Here is a 17480-nt window from a genome sequence, read left to right as displayed (position 1 = left end):
GACCAGGTGTTCACATCGCTTGCTGACACGACCGTCTTTCGTGATGCCGATCCGGCCTATCCGCCGCACATATCATGCCATTTTCGGGAAACACGTTGTCCTGCCTGCATAGCGACCTTACTGTAAAAGGTTCGCCACCAGCCGAGGGGAGCAAGGTCAACGTGCCGCGACGCGCTGCGAACGATTCTGATGTCATTGGACAGACCACCGGTCTGCTCGGCTTCCTCAAGGAAGTCGTACAGAGCAGCCATAACCGTCTCCGCGACGACCGCCGCTCACGGGACCGCATATGGCTGGCTAACCTGCCCGCCTCCGTACGGCGCCCGTCAGACCGAGTCGACGGTCTACTGCTCACACTCGACCACGTGCCGCAAATGGCACCGCCGCCCCTGCCGGAGGTGCTGGATGGATGGGTTTCCGCGGAACAGTGCCAGGACGCCGATGGCGGTGATCCGCCGCTCGCGATCGAGGGGCCGGGGCGGGAGCTAGTGCGAGCCGCGGGCGACCGTCAGTGGTGGGAGGAGGCCGAGGACCACACCGTCCGCCGAGAAGATGCGGCCGAAGTGCTGCGGGCCTACGGTCCGTGGCTCGATCGCTGGCGCCGGTGGGCGGAGCGGGAACGTGCGGAGCGATCCCTTCGAGAGCTGTACGAGCAGATCTATCACTGGCACCAGAAGCTGACCCAGCAGGACGACCAGCTCGAACTCGTCCTGGCCACCGGTCTGTTGACATGGAGTGACCCGCGCGGCGACGCTGTCCATCGCCATTTGCTCACCCACCGGGTGGAGACATCGGTGGAGCGCAAGACCGCCCGGCTCACCGTGCGGCTCATGGCCGAAGGCGCGGTGCGGCTTGAGGATCAGGCGTTTCTCGACACCGATGACGGCTGGGCTCCCGAGCGCTCGGCCGCGCTCGCTGAGGAGATCGCTGCCCAGTCGCTCCACCTGCTCGGCACGGCGGCACTGGAGCAGTTGGCCCAGTGGCAGGAGCGGGTGCTGCAGCGTCCGGTCGCGTTCAGCGCCGAGTGGCAACCTCCACACGAGCCGGAAGCGGGCGCACGGCTGACCTACGCTCCGGCCCTGTTGTTGCGTCCACGCGACAGAAACGCCCTGCTGAGCTTCTACGACCAAATCGCGGATCGGGTGGCCTCCGAAAGGCACGCGCCCTTGGGGCTCGCTCAGTTGGTGATGACACTGGGACCGGAGGAGCGCGCGAACTGGGGTGACCGCGAGATTCCGTCCCTCCTCGGGGACGACCCGCTCTTCCCGGGGAAGACCAACGAGCGGCAGCGGAGTGTGCTAAGGCGCCTGGAGCACGACACGGGTGTAGTGGTGCAGGGTCCGCCGGGGACTGGCAAGACCCACACGATCGCCAACCTGGTCTCCGCGCTGCTTGCACAGGGGCAGCGGGTCCTGGTGACCAGTGCCCGCGATCAGGCTCTGACGGTTCTGCGGGACAAACTTCCGTCTGCTGTAAGGGACTTGTGCGTCCTGCTTCTCAGTTCCGCGCGGCAGGACGGGGTGGATGAACTGGAGCGCACGATCAATGCCCTGACTGACCAGGTCGCCGCCAGCGATCCCGAGCAGCTTCAGGATGAGATCCGTCGGCTTTCCGCGCGCCGGGAAGAGGTGCGGGGCAGGATCGGCACGCTCACCGAGCAGGTGATCGCGCTACGAGAAAAGGAGGTCTATCATCACCGAGCGGTCTCGCCCGGATACGCTGGCACCCTCGCTGCCATAGTGCAGCGCGTCCGGGACAACGCCGCGCGTCACTCCTGGATAGGCCTCGTTCCCGATCAAGGATCGACACCCTCCGTTCCCCCGCTGTCTCCGACGCAGGCGGCGGAACTGCTGAGCCTCCTGCGCGACGGAGCGGCTGAGCCGCTCGTGGGTGGCACTCTGCCGGATCCGGACACCCTGCCTTCACCCGAGGATCTGGCCCTGGCCCTCGCGGCCAGCCATATCACCGATGACGGATTGTCCTCCGCAGCCACTGGCATTCGCGATGACCTCGCTCAGCTCGACACTTCCGTCACCGATGAACTGGCCTCGCTCGTCGGTGACTGCCGTACGGCGCTGCACCGTCTCGGTCTGCCGACATCGGCCGACCAATGGGATACGGACAACTGGACCACCAAGGCCCTCTCGAACCGGCTCTCTCGCGAAAACCTCTTCCTGTGGAATCGGGTGTCTGGATTCGCCGATCAACTCACCGCCGTATCACATCAGCTGGACGAGCACAGGATGAAGCGCGTCATCGTGCCCGAGAAGCTCTCCGCCGAGCGGGCCGATGCGATGTTCGCGGCCGGCTGTGCGCTGCGCGCGCATCTGAACTCGGGCGGCAAACTGCGCGCTCGCAGCAGCTTCCGTGCGTCGAAAGCGCAGAGGGCCGCTCAGGAGCTGCTCGATACGTGCACCGTAAACGGTCGCTCGCCCGAGACGCTGGAGGATCTCGACTCCATCCTCGCCCACCTGAACGCTCTCTCCACTGCTGTCACACTCGCTGAGTGGTGGAAGCAGGTCGGGGTCCACCTACCGGAAGGGCCTGTGGAAGTCCGCCTGGACTCTCTCGCCGAGGCATACTCACGCCTGGAACACGTCAACGCATTCGGCGCCGCCCGCGAGCGCATTGACGAACTGCTCGTAGGCCACGGCCTGCATATCGCCCTCCCGTCCCGCGCGGCGTGGCAGGACTTCGCCAGCGCGCTGACTGCCCTCTCCGGTCGACGGGCGGCCAATGCAGCCATGGCTCAGCTGGCCGCATGGGAAGAACGGCTCCGTACGCCGGTGGAGGGTTCTCACCCCTCCGCTGAAGCGCTCGCCGCCGCCCAGGCCATCCGAGAGCAGGACATCGACCGCTACGTCAAGGAACTTGAGGCGCTGCGGAAGGCGCATCGGCGCGAGCATCGTCGGCGCCGCTGCGCCGTGCTCCTGGACACTGTCCGCAGGGCACACCCCTTGCTCGCCGTCCAGTTGACGCAGGACCCCCATGATCCGGCGTGGGAGGCGCGGCTGGACTCACTGGCCGAAGCGTGGGCCTGGGCTATGGCTTCCGCATTCGTACGCCGCCAGCGCACCCCGGGCCGCGAGCGTCAGCTTGAAGCGGAACTGGCCGAGTGCGAAAGGAACCTGGAGGACCTGACCGGTGAACTTGCCGCCACTTGGGGTCGGCTGCACTGCTTGCGGCGCATGACACAGGAGCAGCGCTCCGCTCTCCAGGCGTACCGCAACCACATGGCCTCATACGGCAAGGGCAAGGGCCGGAATGCGGGGAAATACCGTGCCGCGGCGCACGATGCCATGAGGACGGCACAAGGAGCGGTACCCGCGTGGGTCATGCCGATCTCGCGGGTGGCCGAGATGGTGCTGCCCAAGCGAGACGCATTCGACGTCGTCATCGTCGACGAAGCCAGTCAAGCCGGCATGGACGCGCTGTTCCTGCTGTGGCTTGCTCCCCGCGTGATCGTCGTCGGGGACGACAAGCAATGCGCGCCCCCGATCAGCGGCATGGGTCGTCTTCAGGCGATCCAGGACCGTCTCATCTCCCATCTGCCGGACATGCCGCCCATGCTGCGCCAGCTCTACACCCCCGCCACCAACCTCTACCAGTTGCTGTCCACGTTCTTTCCGAAGGTGATCCGGCTGGAGGAACACTTCCGATGCATGCCCGAGATCATCGGCTGGTCCTCCCAAACCTTCTACAACAACAAGCTGCAGCCCCTGCGGCAGTTCGGCGGTGAGCGTCTCGATCCGCTCGTGACGCGGTTTGTCGAAGGAGCCGTCGCTCAGGGCCGCGACAGCCGGCTCCGCAATCCCAAGGAAGCCGAGGCCATCGCCGATTGCCTGGCCCAGCTCGTGCAGGATCCCACCTACCGGGACAAGACCATGGGCGTCATCGCTCTGCAAGGTCCGGTCGGCCAGGTCAAGCTCCTGGAACAGCTGATCCATGAGCGCATCCCGGCGCCGGTGCGCGAACGTCATCAGATCCGTGTGGGCACCCCGGCGTCGTTCCAGGGCGACGAACGCCACGTCATCCTGCTATCGATGGTCGCTGTCGCCCCGCCGCGCATCGCGGGCGGCGCGCGCAGCGAACGGCAGGCCTACAACGTCGCCGCATCCCGAGCCCAGGACCAGATGTGGCTCTTCTACTCGGTCCCCCCGGACCGCCTGAAGAAGGAGGACCTCCGGTTCAACCTCCTCGCCTATATGGAGAACCCGCCCGCCGCACTGGCCAACTCCGACGGCATCGGAGAGGTGTCGTCCGCGGTTCCACAGAAGCCATTCGAATCCCTCTTCGAGCAGCACGTCTATCTACGTCTGAAGGGGCGCGGCTATCACGTCATCCCGCAGTACCCGGCGGGCAGCAAACGCATTGACCTCGTTGTCGTAGGGGCGCATGGGCGCCTGGCCGTGGAGTGCGACGGCGAGCGGTACCACTCGACACCCGAGCAGATCCGGCGTGACCAGCAGCGGGATCGTGAACTCCAGAGGGTGGGCTGGACGTTCTGGCGCGTCCGCGAAAGCGAGTTCCGATTCGACCCGGACGAAGCATTGTCCGGCCTGTGGGAAGAACTGAATCGATTGGGAATCCATCCGGCCACGTTCGGCGACGCCGAGGACCGGTCCCGTTCGACCTCCGCATCCCGCAGTCCTCAGTGGACCCCGCTCGACCTCTCCTCCGACGAGGGACTGGCCGAGGGATCGACCGACGCGCCCGACACCCCGGACACAACTGTTCCGGCCACTGCCCTCGATATGGCCGAAGGCGACGAAATCAACCGCACCAGCACGGAAGGCCCGGCATGACTCCGCAATCCCCCCTCGGCATCCTGGATGCCAACACCCTTGAGGAGCTGGCCCGCGTCATCTGCGGCGACGAGCACCTCTACTACCGCAAGGGTTACGAGATCGCCCGCTTCTTGAAGCACGCCGGCTGGCAGCGGGTGCCTGAGTACGACGGCGAGTACCGCAAGGAGTGGACCCTTGCCCGACTCACCGAACACCGCGAGGACCCCATAGAGCTGGAAAAGGTTCTGCTCCGGCTCGCCGACCCGCGCGAGTACCTCGACGAACCGGACCAGCTCCCTGCCGTTATCTCCGCTGTCAACGGCTTCCTTATCCACGAGGGTGTACGCCTGGAGAACCCCGGAGGCCGACCCCGCCTCATCGCCTGCGACCCCTCTCTCGCTCATCCGGGCAGCCAGGGCCCGGTCGAGCTCAGAGCAGCCATGACCGACCTGATCAGCGACCAGAAAATGGCCAGGCTCCTCCAACACCGCCTCGACGAGGCACGCACCTGCTACGCCAACGGCGCTCACGTGGCTGCCGTGATCATGCTCGGCAGCCTCTTGGAAGGCGTCCTCGTCCATGTGGTCCAGGAACGTGACGTGTCACTGCTCTGCAACAAGTCTCCGGACAAAGTGAGCCTGGAGACGCTGATCAAGATCTGCCATGACGCGGGCTGGATCGGCGCCGACGTCGAGCGCTTCTGCCACGAACTGCGCAGGTACCGCAATTTCGTCCACCCTCGCGCTGAGATCCGTGAGGCTCATACCCCGGACCGCGACACGTTGGACATGTGCTGGCCGGTGGTCAACGCGGTCCTGAACGACATAGCCGACTCCCAGTCCACGGCAGCCTGACAACGCGAACCACACCACCCCGCCCCGGGCGAGGTTCGTCAGACGAGTCTCAGCACGGGGCGGCTATTCGGCATTCCCAGCAGTTCCCCACCCGGGCCGGCTGACACGTTGGCGCGACTCCCACGGCGGTCTCATGCGCCGCCATCGGCTCGTCAGCGCGTCGCGACGCAGAGAGCGACGCGACCACGAAGGCGGTCACGCCGGTCCGTGTCGGGATCACCGTCCACGTCGTGACCGTCGTCGCGACGGCCATGCCCAGCAGGCGGCCGATCAGTCCGGAACTCGCGTCGTTGACGTGGGAGCCGACCGAGGGGCCGCCCCCCCCCGCGCGTCGATGGCGGTGGATCAGGCGCCGTCGGGCCGGCGGGCCAGTAGGTAGCCCTGCGGGACCTTCGCGCCCTTGTCGGTCTCGTCGGGTTGGCGTACCAGTTGGGCGGTCGTGGTGATGTCGGCCTCGGACAGTAGGGTGGCGATCCGGTCTGGACGCTGTCGGTGGAAGTCGAGTTCCACCGGGTGGCCGAATGGCCGGTCCACGTGCAGGGGCTCGTCGCCGACCTGGAAGGCGAGCAGCAGGTGGCCGCCCGGGGCCAGTACCCGGTGGAACTCGGCGAACGCCTCCGGCAGCCGCTCCGGTGGGGTGTGGATGATGGAGTACCAGGCGACGATGCCGCTCAAAGAGCCGTCGGCCAGCCCAAGACGGGTGATGGAGCCTTCCTCGAACCGCAGGTCCGGGTGTTCCCGTCGCGCGAGCGCGACCATTGCCGGGGACAGGTCCACGCCGAAGGCGTCCACTCCGAGTGAGTGCAGGTGCGCCGTGACCCGGCCGGGGCCGCATCCCAGGTCGGCGACGGGGCCCGCGTTCGTGGAGCGCGTGAGTTCGGCGAAGGCCGCGAGCATCGCACGGTCCAGCGGCTTGGTCTCCAGATCGTCGCGGGCCATGTCGGCGTAGTCGGCGGCGATCGTGTCGTAGAACGCCCGCGCGGTGCGCAGGAAGTCCGGGTCAGTCATGACGGAGAACGATAGCCGACCGTGTGGCGGCCCCCGGCCCGTCGCCCGGGCCGAGGGGACGATCACGGGGTCAGCTGCTCGGTCGGCATGACCCACAGTTCGTGGACCGAGGCGCGACGCGGGCGGGTCACCATGTGGGCGACGGCCTCGGCGATGTCCTCTGGCAGCAGGGCCTCGTGCTGCTCGAAGAACGGATCGATCACCTCAGCGCGGATCTCAGGCCGGTTGTGCGAGCCGAGTTCGGTGACGACGCCCCCGGGCTCGACCACGCCCACCCGCACGTGCCGCCGGGTGACCTCCTGCCGGAGCGCGTCGGTGAAGCCGTTCACGCCGAACTTGGTGAGGTTGTACACGCCGAACCCGTTGGCGGCGCGGCGGCCTCCCACGGAGCTGATGTTGACGACGTCGGCGACGTGGCGCGGGCCCTGCTCGGCGGTTGTCAGCAGGTACGGCAGCGCGGCGCGGGTCACGTACAGCAGGCCGCGTACGTTGACCGCGATCATGCGGTCCCAGTCGTCGGTGTCGGCGCCCACGACCGGGCCGGCCAGCATCAGGCCCGCGTTATTGACCAGCGTGTCGATGCGGCCGAAGTGTTCGGCCGTCTGCCGCACGGCCGCTTCGGCCTGGGAACGGACGGTGATGTCGGCCGCGACCGGCAGCGCCCGGCCACCGGCCCGCCCGATCTCGGCCACCAGGTCGTCGAGGCGGTCCCTACGGCGGGCGACCGCCGCCACCCGGGCGCCGTGCGCGGCGAGCGTGCGGGCGGTGGCCGCGCCGATCCCGCTGCTCGCTCCTGTCACGAGGGCCACCGTGCCGTCCAGATGTCCGGTCATCGTGCCGTCTCCTTCTGAGCTCTGTCTCCTGGGACCGCGTCGCGCCCCGGCGGCGCGGCCTCCGCGCGCCGGCCGGCGGGCGGACCGGCGAGCCGACCGCGATGCGGCGGCTCGATGTCCAGGCAACCACCACGGGCGGCGGCCGGGTGGGCCCGAAGGGGCACGGCCGAGACGGGGTCCGGCAGTGCCCCCTTCCGCCCGCCGCGAGCGCCCCGGCGCCCGTAGCCTTGCCGTGTGGAGCCCAACACCGAGATTCGCGAGTTCCTCCGGACCCGCAGGGCACGCATCACCCCCGAGCAGGCCGGGCTGGTGCCGAACGGCGGGGCACGCCGGGTCCCGGGGCTTCGCCGTGAGGAGGTCGCGCGCCTCGCCGGGGTCAGCGTGGACTATTACGTCCGCTTGGAGCGCGGTCGCGCACGAGGCGTGTCCGAGCCGGTGCTGGACGCCGTCGCCCGCGCCCTGCGTCTGGATCGCGCGGAACGCGCCCACCTGTTCGACCTGGCCCGGCCCTCCCTCCGCACGCGGCGGCCTCCCCTGGCGCCGCAGCGGGTCCGCCCGGTCCTGCACCGCGTGCTGGAGGCGATGGACAACGTGCCGGCGATGATCCAGGGGCGACGGCTCGACATCCTGGCCGGCAACAAGCTGGCCAGCGCCCTGTACACCGACTTCGGCGGCCGGCCCTACCGGGAGCGCAACATGGCCCGCTACGTCTTCCTGGACGAGCAGGCCCGCTCACTGTTCGCCGACTGGGGCCGTGCGACCCGGGACATCGTGGCCGCGCTGCGGCTGTACGCGGGGCGTCATCCCGACGACCCGCAATTGGCCGATCTCGTGCAGTCGCTCTCGCGGGACAGCGCGGAGTTCCACCGGCTGTGGGCCGACCGCAACGTCATCTCCCACAGCAGGGGCGCCAAGCACCTGCGTCACCCGCTGGCCGGCGACATCTTTCTGGATTTCGAGGTGCTCTCGGTCGACGAGGACCCCGAACAGTCGCTGGTCGTCTACTCGCCCGATCCGTCCACCGCGTCGGCCGAGGCGCTCGCCGTCCTCGCCGGCCGGCGTGCACCTACCGCGGCACGGTCGGCGCGCCCGGCAGGGACCGACGGCCGCTGATCCGGCCACGTCCGCGTCCGGGTGGCCGTGGACCTGTCCCCCTCGCCTGGTACGGTTCCGCGGCATTGGATGGTTGTTGCCACTGGCAGGCGCTGGTCCGATAGATTACGGCGGTCCCCACGTGCCGAAACGCCAGCTCACGGCAACCGAATCGGTGTGTGGTGCGTCGAACCCTCCCGAACCCCCAGACCGCTTGGCAGCGAACATTTCGGAGTAGTTGATCGGTATGACGGACGCCCCGGACCCGGCCGACCCCTCGTCGTCTGCTCGTCGTGCTCGCGGGCGGCATGCCGCGCGCCGAGCCGCGCCGGTGCGCCGGGGGCGGGGGCGGGGGCGCCGTTCGGCGGGACGGGAAGGCTCGACGGAGCGCCCCTCGGCCGTGGTCGTCGTGGCGGGTGCCCTCCTGGTCGCGATCGCGGGCGGCGGGGTGGGATGGCTCTTCACGGCCGGGTCGGACACCGTGGTCCGCGTTGCGGACGCGCCGTCCGGGCCGCCGCCCGCGCCCGATGAGGTCGCCGACTCTCCGGTGTCTCCTTCGGAGTCGCCCGTGGAGACTCCGGAGTCGGCCGTGGAGGAGGTGGCCGTTTCGCCGAGCCCCTCCGCCCCGGAGCCCAGCGCGCCCGCACCGCCCACGTCGCAGGAACCGCAGGAGCCGCGGGATCCGGCGGGCGACGACGGGGCCGGACCGGGCACGGAGCCCGGCGACGGTACCCCGCCGGGCGACGAGCCCGGGGACGCGCCGACCGCTCCGCCGTCCGGCGGCCCAGGCCAGGGAACACCGGCGCCGGAGCCCACGGCGAGCCCGTCCGACCCGGGCGGGGGTGACGGTACCGGAGGCTGGCCGCCGCCCTGGTGGCCGTTCTGACCTTCTCCGCGGCGGGGCGTCCGGACCGCAGTGCCCTGACGGCGGTCCGGCCGAGACCGATTAGGGTCGCCACGAATTCCAGATCTGTTCGCCCGAATGTGGGGCGCCAGCGCCGTGGCGGAAGCCATCACCTGATATCGCGGAAACCGCCATCCTGTTTTGTCCGGTTCTTGCGCTGTACGTAATAAGCGGTCTTTACGATCATCGTCATGACGACGACGCAGACGGGCCGGCCCCTCAACGGTGACCGGATGGTGGTCCTGTTGAAGGAGTTCGGGATCGAGGTCGAGAGCGCGCCCGGCCGGACGGCGGGCGCGATGGCCGCGGTGCAGCTGGCCTACGCGCTCATCGGCGCCGCGGAACGCAACGCGATCGACGCCGAACAGGCGGCGATCGACGCCGGGGCGACCGACTTCGGCCCGGCCGCGCACAGCCGGGCGGTGGCGGCCGGCGTCGAGAGCGAGACCGAGGAATTCGCGCTGGCGGAGTGGCAGGTCACCCGGCTCACCCAGGCCCTCGGGCGACTGGTCGGGAGCGAGTCCGGGGAACCGGCCGAGGGCGCGGTCGCGGGCCGCCTCGGGCGCGCGATCGAGCTGACCGGTGCCGCGCTCGCCGCGCTGCTCAGCGCCGCCGCCTCCGTCCGCGACACGCAGCGGGACGACGACGGCACCCGTGCCGCGGCCGACGACATGCTCGACGCCATGCGGGCGCTGGAGCGGGCGCAGGCCGCGTTGCACTAGGTGCCGTCTCCCGAAGGGTGGGCCGGTGCTCTGGACCGTCGCCACCGGCCCCGGCCCGCGGGCGGCGCACCGATGTTCGGGCCGTGGGCGGCGCGCGGGCCGGGGGTCGGTCAGTGGCCGTAGGCCACGAGGGAGCGCCTGACGGGTACGCCGATCAGCAAGTGGCGGCTCGCGGCGCTGAGAGCGAGGGCGCGACGCCGCACGCACGCCCACAGGCCCTCCTGGATGCGTGCCCGTGGCGCTCCGGCTCGAATCCGGTCCGTCACGACCGGGCACGCACAGCCGCACATTCCCGCACGTGGAATAGGTGCAGGGCTTGCTCGCGTGCGTCGCGTTCCCTGGGGGCCAGGGAACGTCGTCATGGCTCCCGCTGCGATCGTGACGAGCATGGGCTCGGCACCCGGTAGTAGGCGTGATGGAACGTGTCAACGCCATACCCGGGGATCTCGCCCGGACCCGAGCGGTTCACCGACACAGGAGGCGGCGCAGCGCGCGGGAACGCCGTCCATCGGCCTCGGCTGCTCCGGCCGGTCGAGACCGCACTGGCCCGCCACATCACGGATGTGCAGGGCCGGGCGCGGGGCCGGGTTTCCGATTCCGCTCGATCAAAGGCAGGTCTTGTCGTCGTGGAGCGCGGCGAGAAGGGCGCCGAGTTCGGTTGTCACACACCGCCCCGGCGCCCTTCGCCATGTCCGCAGCCGGTTCGGTGAACACCCGTCAGCCGCCGAGCGGGTTCGGGCGCCGCGCGCCGTGGCCCCGCTTCCGCGCCGGGGCCACGGCGCGACGGGTGGCCGCGACCGGCCTCAGGCGGTCAGAGCCGGGCGCCGAGGTCCGAGTGGTTCCGCGGCCGGAGGAAGTCCGACTCGGCGATGTCGCCGGTGGCGGTCCGGGGGCCCGTCAGGACACCGGGATCGGTGCTGAGCAGGTCGGCGTCACCCCACGAGTTGGAGATGTCCCAGGAGTTACCGGATCCGGCGGCCGAACCGAGCCGCACGGCGGTCGCGTTGCCGACCGACAGGTTGCGGGTCGGGACGGTGGCCGAGCGGCTGAACTGGAACCCTTCGCTGGCGTTGTCGTAGCTGGTGCTGCGCGACACCGTCATGGCGCCGGCGTTGCCGTTGTCGGTGTAGCCGTCGGCGGCGTTGCCGAAGGCCATGGTGTTGCGGACGACGTGCGCGACGGCGGGCGCGGGATCACCCCCGCCGAGCTTGAAGCCGTTGCCGTCGCCGGAGAAGTCCGGCAGGTTCCAGCGGTTGAAGCCGTTGCCGTAGGCGACGCTGTCCTCGATGGTGATGGGCGAGGCGAACTCCCAGGCGTCGAACCCGTCGTCCACGTTGTTCCACAGCCGCGCCCCGCGGACCACGTTGCCGGCGCCCGCGCCCTCCTTGATGGCCAGGCCGTCGGCGCTCTCGCCGTTCTTGCGCGGGTCGCGGTTGCCGTAGCTGTCCAGGTTGAGGATCAGGTTGCGGGCGGACTGCCCCTGGAGCTGGAAGCCGCTCTCGTAATTGTCCCGCGTGACCAGGTCGGCGAAGACGTTGTCGTTGCAGTTGTTGCAGTAGATCCCGTAGGGGCCGTTGACGATCTCCAGCCCGCTCACCCGCCAGTGCGCCGCCTCCTGATGGATGGCGCCACGTTGGTCCCGCGGGATCGAGCCGCCCACGGGAGTGTGGCTGGCCGGCAGCTCCTCGCCGTCGATGATCACCCGTTCGTCCTCGTAGTTGGTCAGGGTGATGGGGGCGTCGGCCGTCCCGCTGGTGGTGATGGTGATGTTGTCCGTGGTCAGCGGATACCTGCCGCCGCGGATGGCGATGACGTCTCCGGGGCCGGCGAGGTCGACGGCTCGCTGGACGGTCCGCAGCGGTCGCTCCAGGGTGCCGGGGTCGCCATCGTCGCCGTCGGTGGCCACGACCAGTGTGGGAACGGGGTCCGCACTCGCCGCCGGTGCCGGTGCGGCACCGGCCGGCCCGGACATCGCGGCGACGGAGGCCAGGGCCGCCACCGCGACCATCGCACTGCGGACGGCGGCCGCCGGGCCGCACGGGACCGCACGCGGTCTGCTCCGGAACATTGCGCCTCCTTGGAACTGGGGGATTGAAAGCGCTTTCCAACCAGTTTCGCACCGGCCTGAGCGTCACGCCAGAGGCCGCTCGGCCTCTTGCCCGGCGGCCATCACGGGCGTGCCGTCCGCTGCCCCGGCGACGGGCCATGGCCGATTCGTGCAAGACCGCGCGCCTGCGACCGCCCTAGCCTGCCGCCATGACGATTTCCTGTGACCTGATCGGCCTGGTCGTGGCCGACATGGCGGCCTCGCTGGCCTTCTACCGCCGCCTCGGCCTGGACATTCCCGCGGCAGCCGACTCCCAGCCGCACGTCGAAACGACCCTGCCGGGCGGGTTGCGACTCGCCTGGGACACGGTCGAGAGCGTTCGTTCGTTCGCCCCCGACTGGACCCCGGCCAGCGGCGGCCCGAACATCGCCCTGGCCTTCCGCTGCGACGACCCGGCCGAGGTGGACCGGGTGTACCGCGAACTCGTCGCCGTCGGCTACCCCGGCCACCACGAGCCCTGGGACGCGGCGTGGGGCCAGCGCTACGCGACCGTGCGCGACCCGGACGGCAACGGCATCGACCTGTTCGCACCGCTGCCTACGACGGGGTGACCGCCGGCCGGTCCGGGCCGGATACCACCTCCGAGCGCCTGGACCGCCGGTCAATCCAGCCCGCCCACCACCAGCCCGCGCTCGTAGGCGGCGATGACCGGCTGGACGCGATCGCGCGCCCCCGGCTTGGTGAGCAGCCGGCTCACGTGCGTCTTCACCGTGGCGACACCGAGATACCGGTGTTCGGCGATCTCCCGGTTGGTCAGCCCCGACAGATACGTCGGTATCTCGCGTCTCCCGGACGGGTTCCATGGCGCGGACCCGCAGCACTGGACCAGCACCGCCCTCACCTGCCAGCGGACGGCGCACCACGGAACGCCGCGGGTTGTGTGGAGCGACAGCCGCGAATCTGTCATCGAACGCGCGGCGGAGTGGAGCGGATTCAGGTAGCCCCGCGCCGCAGCGGCCGTTCGGGCAGGAGAATCAGCGCTCCGATGGCCGTCCCGGCGAACCGGCTCCGGCCCGGCATTGTTTCACGTGGAACACGGTGTGTAACCGCAACCAGGAACCGCCCCTTCTCCCGCCCTGGTCCCCCAGGGCGGGAGAAGGGTTCACTCCTCGATCGGACCGAGTTCCGGGCCGGGGCGGAACTCCCACTTCGGCCGCCGGACGGACTCCAGCTCCAGCACGGTCAGGCGGTTACGGCCATCGCGCACGACCGGTCCCGGGACGTACAGCGTGCGCTGTGGGCCACGGCGCCAGTACCGGCCAAGGCACCAGCCGTTGACCCACGCCACCCCCTTCCCCCATCCGGGGAGTGCGAGGTGCAGGTCAACCGGGCCATCCGCCTCGAACTCGCCGATGTAGAACGCCGGGTCGAGCACCGGGCCCTCCAGCGGGGTGAACGGCAGTTCGGCGTGCGCGTCGAGGTCGAGCCGGTGCACCTGCCAGCCGTGGAGCTCGGTGCCGTCCACGGCCACCGGGCCGATCAGACCTTTGTGTTCGCCGATCCGCGGACCGTAGTTCACCCGGCCCTGGTCCTCCACGAGGATGTCCAGGACCGCCCCGGCGCGCGCCGGGGCGAGCGTCAGCGCGGTGTCGTGGAACTCGCGGCTGAGCACACCGGACGGCACGCCGTCCACGAACACCTGGGCGCGGTCGCGCACCTCCTCGGCCGACAGCACCTGCGGGCCTGCGGTGGCGAGCACGGTCCGATAGTGCAAGAAACCCCGGTACTGGCCGACCTCGTCCATGGTGGGAGCCCGGTCGTGGTCGGTGCGGGTCCCCAGGGTGCCGAGGTGGGCGAGGACCGGCGCGACGGACGTGGCGCGGACCGGGAACGCGGGCGCGGGGCCGCCGGGGCTCGGGGCGAGTTCCGGCACGGGAGCGTACCGGGCGATCACCTCGCGGTAGGCGGCGTACTTCTCCGTCGGTTCGCCCGCCTCCGACAGTGGCGCGTCGTAGTCGTAGGAGGTGACGGTCGGCCGGTAGACGCCCTTGTCGTTGGCTCCGTTGGTGAGACCGAAGTTGCTGCCACCGTGCAGCAGGTAGATGTTCACCGAGGCCCCGGCGGCGAGCAGTTCGTCCAGCGCCCGCGCGGAGTCGGCGGCCGGGGTGGTGCGGTGGATGCCGCCCCAGTGGTCGAACCAGCCGTTCCAGAACTCGGCGCACATCAGCGGGCCGACCGGCTGGTGCCGGCGCAGTGCGGCGAGCCGTTCGGCGACGCGCCCGCCGAAGGTGGCGGCGCGGTGCAGTTCGGGGAGCCCGCCCCGGGCCAGCATGGCGTCGTCGGCCTGGTCACAGGTGAACAGCGGGACATCGATTCCGCCGCGCCGCAGCAGGTCGGCGAGGGCGCGCAGATATCCAGGGTCGTCGCCGTAGGCGCCGTACTCGTTCTCGACCTGCACGGCGAGCACCGGCCCGCCCCGGGTGACCTGGGCGGGGGCGAGCACCGGGAGCAGCCGGTCGAAGTAGCCGGCGACGGCCGCCAGGAACCGCGGGTCGCCGGTCCGCAGCCGGATGGACGGGTCACGGGTCAGCCAGCCGGGCAGCCCGCCGTTGTCCCACTCGGCGCAGATGTAGGGGCCCGGCCGCACGATGGCGTGCAGGTCGTGTTCGGCGGCCAGGTCCAGGAAGCGCGGCAGGTCGAGCCCGCCGTCGAGCCGGAACTCCCCGGGTTCGGGGGCGTGCGCGTTCCACGGCACGTAGGTCTCGACGGTGTTCAGCCCCATCATCCGTGCCTTGGCCAGCCGGTCGGCCCACTGTTCCGGGTGCACCCGGAAGTAGTGCAGCGCGCCCGAGATGATGCGCACGGGCCGGCCGTCGAGGAGAAAGTCCCGGTCTCCGATCGTGAATTCCGGCATGGTCACCCCTCCGTGCGCTGGCCGGATGGCAGGTCGCGGACGGTCCACGTCTGGTTCGCCCCCGTCGTGGGAGGCCACACGCCCACCGGGGCGCCGTCCTCCGTGGACTGCCCGAGGACGTCGAGCAGTTCGCCGGTGGCGGCGTTGACGAGCGTGTGGCCGCCGTCGCCGGAACCGGAGAACATCCACCGCTGACCGGGGTCGTCCCCCGGGTCCGCCAGGACGAGTTCCCCGTCGGCGAGGCCGAGCGCCTGTCCGGTCGCGGTGTTGGTGATCCGATACTCCTCGCGGTTCGTCCAGCCGTCGGTGCGCTTGTCCAGCGTCCACCGCTGCGCGGGATCCGCGGAGTCGGGGGCGCGCTGCACGACCGTGCCGGCCGTGGTGGCGGTGAGGGCCATGCCGCTGTTGGCGTTGCGCAGCTCACGCTCGGCGGCACCGCCCAGCGGCGCCTCGGCCGGGTCGACGCCGCGCACCCCGTCGATGACGAAGGTGGTCACGGAACCGGCGGGCACGCTGGTGCGCAGCCGCTCGTTCCGGACGGGCACGGCGGCGCCGCGGCGCAGGTCGTGCTCGGCCGAGGTCGTGTGCGGAACGGCGCGCGCGGAGGCGTCGATGGCGGCGAAGCCCGAGAGGTCGAGGTCGAGTTCCCGCGGGGCCCCGGTGGAGTTGGTGTGCACCACGACGACCCGGCGCCCGGTGGGGTCGATCGCCGCGAGCGTGTCCGCGTCGTCGGTGGCGATGACGTGCGATCCGGGTTCCACGAACCGGCTGTAGTTGCCCATGACGTAGAACTTCTTGTTCCGGCGCACCGGCTCCGCCGCCGGGTCGTCGGTGGTGAAGTCGACCTGGATGAGCCCCCAGTTCATGTTCTCGTGCTCGGGCGACATGTTCTCGTAGTCCTCGATGGCCTGCCACAGCACCCAGGCGCTCGGCTCCAGCTCCCTGATGTCGCCGGTGATGCGCTGCGACAGCGCCAGTCCGGGGCGGATGTCGGTGAAGTCCTGGGGGATACCGCTCGGCCCGAGATCGACCTCCGACATCCATAGCGGAGTGTCCGCGCCCTTGGCGATGTCGCGCGGACCGGTGCGCTGGGTGGGCGAGTACGTGTGCACGTTGAGCCGGTCGATGGCGGCGCGGGTGGCCGCGTCGTAGGACTCCCAGTTCGTCCGGAAGACCCCCGGGTTGGTCTCGTCCATGGCGGCGACCGCGGTGTCCATGCCGCGGCGGTCGAGTTCGGCGCGGGTGGCCGCGATCATCCGCTGCTGGGCGGCGGGGCTCCAGTGCGAACCCTCCTGCCGGCCGCCCGCGGACCAGTAGGGGGTGTTGGGCTCGTTCATGGGCGACAGCGAGGCGACCTCGATGCCGGCGCTCTCCTCGACGTGCTCGACGACGCCGGCGAGGTAGGCGGCGAACCGCTCGTACTGGTCGTCGCGCAGGTTGTCCTCGTTGCCGTCGACGTTGCCGGAGGTGAACCCGCTCTCGGTCATGAAGTAGGGGGCGGAGTTGGAGAACGCCTCGAAGGTGTCGGCCCCACGGTCGGCGGCGGCCGTGATCCACCACCGCTGGTCGGCGTCCGCGGCGAGGTTCCAGTGGCCGGGATCGTCCGGGTCCCACCAGTCTCGGGGCTCGGTCCAGCCGGGGTCGGCGTCCGGTGGCGGGCCGAACTCGGGAGGCCGGTTCCACCAGCCGGGAACGGCGCCGCCGGGGCGCATGTAGGGCTCGGTCTCCGGTGAGTCTCCGCCGCCGATGTTGTAGCGGGCGATGGTGAACCGCAGCCCATCGGGGCCGAACAGGTCGTCGGCGAGCCGTTCGCGGACGGGGTCCGGCCAGCCGCCGGTCACGTTGCCGAACCAGATCAGCGAGGTGCCCCATCCCTCGAAGGCCGGGTGCTGGTAGCTCGGGTCGAGCCGGATCTCGACGGGGTCGGCCGCCGCCTGCGCCGGGGCCGCGGGCGCGAGGGCGACGGCGAGGACGCCGGCCAGGAACGCGGCCGGCGTGGCCGCGCGGCCGGGTGTGGTGCGTGCGGGACGGGTGTGGTGGGACGGCCGGGGCATGACGCCTCCTTGGGGTCCGGACGGGGGATGCGGAGCGGCGGCCGGGGACCCGCCCGCCGTTCCGTCTTCGGACGCTCGGTGGTTCGCCGATCTGTGTTCCTTGGTCGCGCCCGGGGGCTCGCCGTTTCGCGTTCATTGGTCGCGCTCACCACCTCCCTCCCCTCCACCGCCGACGCGCGGGGGCCTCCGGCGGGCGGCGTCGACGGCTCCGGACGCTCGGTGGTTCGCCGCTCCGTGTTCCTTGGTCGCGCTCACCACCTCCCTC

The 17480-nt window shown here is 70.5% G+C and carries 11 protein-coding genes; 5 read left to right on the top strand and 6 right to left on the bottom strand.

Features of this window, described 5'->3' with window-relative positions; all coding sequences use genetic code 11:
* Nucleotides 1–161: 161 nt before the first annotated feature.
* Together ACFQRF_RS00415 and ACFQRF_RS00410 are read left to right on the top strand one after the other, a co-directional pair.
* Entirely contained in the window at nt 162–4805 is a 4644-nt protein-coding gene (locus tag ACFQRF_RS00415) for an AAA domain-containing protein (protein WP_379867972.1), read from the top strand.
* On the top strand, nt 4802–5641 hold the full coding sequence (locus tag ACFQRF_RS00410; protein WP_379867971.1) for a hypothetical protein: 840 nt from the start codon (nt 4802–4804) through the stop codon (nt 5639–5641). The genes ACFQRF_RS00415 and ACFQRF_RS00410 overlap by 4 nt, the downstream gene beginning before the upstream one ends.
* 345 nt (nt 5642–5986) lie before the next feature.
* Here the strand turns inward: ACFQRF_RS00410 and ACFQRF_RS00405 are convergent, their stop codons facing one another.
* Nucleotides 5987–6649, bottom strand: a complete 663-nt coding sequence (locus ACFQRF_RS00405; RefSeq protein ID WP_379867970.1) for a class I SAM-dependent methyltransferase — start codon at nt 6647–6649, stop codon at nt 5987–5989.
* Between the two features lie 62 nt (nt 6650–6711).
* The gene (locus tag ACFQRF_RS00400) at nt 6712–7482 is read right to left on the bottom strand and encodes an SDR family NAD(P)-dependent oxidoreductase (RefSeq protein ID WP_379867969.1); all 771 of its coding nucleotides are present in this window, start codon (nt 7480–7482) and stop codon (nt 6712–6714) included.
* 234 nt (nt 7483–7716) lie between these two features.
* Here ACFQRF_RS00400 and ACFQRF_RS00395 point away from each other — a divergent pair, with 234 nt between their 5' ends.
* Both ACFQRF_RS00395 and ACFQRF_RS00390 read left to right on the top strand, forming a co-directional pair.
* Nucleotides 7717–8595: a helix-turn-helix transcriptional regulator gene (locus ACFQRF_RS00395; protein WP_379867968.1), complete on the top strand. Its 879-nt coding sequence runs from the start codon at nt 7717–7719 to the stop codon at nt 8593–8595.
* Between the two features lie 1074 nt (nt 8596–9669).
* Nucleotides 9670–10200, top strand: coding sequence for a hypothetical protein (locus tag ACFQRF_RS00390; RefSeq protein ID WP_379867967.1), 531 nt, complete (start codon nt 9670–9672; stop codon nt 10198–10200).
* A gap of 811 nt (nt 10201–11011) precedes the next feature.
* Here the strand turns inward: ACFQRF_RS00390 and ACFQRF_RS00385 are convergent.
* Nucleotides 11012–12268 (bottom strand): right-handed parallel beta-helix repeat-containing protein, encoded by a 1257-nt coding sequence (locus tag ACFQRF_RS00385; RefSeq protein ID WP_379867966.1) that lies wholly within the window; start codon nt 12266–12268, stop codon nt 11012–11014.
* Nucleotides 12269–12456: 188 nt separating this feature from the next.
* Here ACFQRF_RS00385 and ACFQRF_RS00380 point away from each other — a divergent pair, with 188 nt between their 5' ends.
* Nucleotides 12457–12858, top strand: coding sequence for a VOC family protein (locus tag ACFQRF_RS00380; RefSeq protein WP_379867965.1), 402 nt, complete (start codon nt 12457–12459; stop codon nt 12856–12858).
* Between the two features lie 50 nt (nt 12859–12908).
* Here the strand turns inward: ACFQRF_RS00380 and ACFQRF_RS00375 are convergent, their stop codons facing one another.
* From ACFQRF_RS00375 to ACFQRF_RS00365, 3 genes are all read right to left on the bottom strand, one after another.
* The gene (locus ACFQRF_RS00375) at nt 12909–13139 is read right to left on the bottom strand and encodes a response regulator transcription factor (protein ID WP_379867964.1); all 231 of its coding nucleotides are present in this window, start codon (nt 13137–13139) and stop codon (nt 12909–12911) included.
* A 270-nt stretch (nt 13140–13409) separates the two neighbouring features.
* Nucleotides 13410–15161: a glycoside hydrolase family 35 protein gene (locus ACFQRF_RS00370; RefSeq protein WP_379867963.1), complete on the bottom strand. Its 1752-nt coding sequence runs from the start codon at nt 15159–15161 to the stop codon at nt 13410–13412.
* A 2-nt stretch (nt 15162–15163) separates the two neighbouring features.
* Nucleotides 15164–17215, bottom strand: a complete 2052-nt coding sequence (locus ACFQRF_RS00365) for a glycoside hydrolase (RefSeq protein WP_379867962.1) — start codon at nt 17213–17215, stop codon at nt 15164–15166.
* Between the last annotated feature and the right edge of the window lie 265 nt (nt 17216–17480).

Source organism: Marinactinospora rubrisoli, assembly GCF_042664915.1.
Classification (GTDB): Bacteria; Actinomycetota; Actinomycetes; order Streptosporangiales; family Streptosporangiaceae; genus Marinitenerispora; species Marinitenerispora rubrisoli.
This window is presented reverse-complemented; position numbering and strand designations above follow the sequence as displayed.

What these genes read in the sequence shown, in the direction of transcription:
- ACFQRF_RS00370 (WP_379867963.1), bottom strand. Translation starts at nt 15,161, where the DNA reads ATGCCGGAATTCACGATCGGAGACCGGGACTTTCTCCTCGACGGCCGG.
- ACFQRF_RS00405 (WP_379867970.1), bottom strand. Translation starts at nt 6,649, where the DNA reads ATGACTGACCCGGACTTCCTGCGCACCGCGCGGGCGTTCTACGACACG.
- ACFQRF_RS00385 (WP_379867966.1), bottom strand. Translation starts at nt 12,268, where the DNA reads ATGTTCCGGAGCAGACCGCGTGCGGTCCCGTGCGGCCCGGCGGCCGCC.
- ACFQRF_RS00390 (WP_379867967.1), top strand. Translation starts at nt 9,670, where the DNA reads ATGACGACGACGCAGACGGGCCGGCCCCTCAACGGTGACCGGATGGTG.
- ACFQRF_RS00380 (WP_379867965.1), top strand. Translation starts at nt 12,457, where the DNA reads ATGACGATTTCCTGTGACCTGATCGGCCTGGTCGTGGCCGACATGGCG.
- ACFQRF_RS00365 (WP_379867962.1), bottom strand. Translation starts at nt 17,215, where the DNA reads ATGCCCCGGCCGTCCCACCACACCCGTCCCGCACGCACCACACCCGGC.
- ACFQRF_RS00410 (WP_379867971.1), top strand. Translation starts at nt 4,802, where the DNA reads ATGACTCCGCAATCCCCCCTCGGCATCCTGGATGCCAACACCCTTGAG.
- ACFQRF_RS00400 (WP_379867969.1), bottom strand. Translation starts at nt 7,482, where the DNA reads ATGACCGGACATCTGGACGGCACGGTGGCCCTCGTGACAGGAGCGAGC.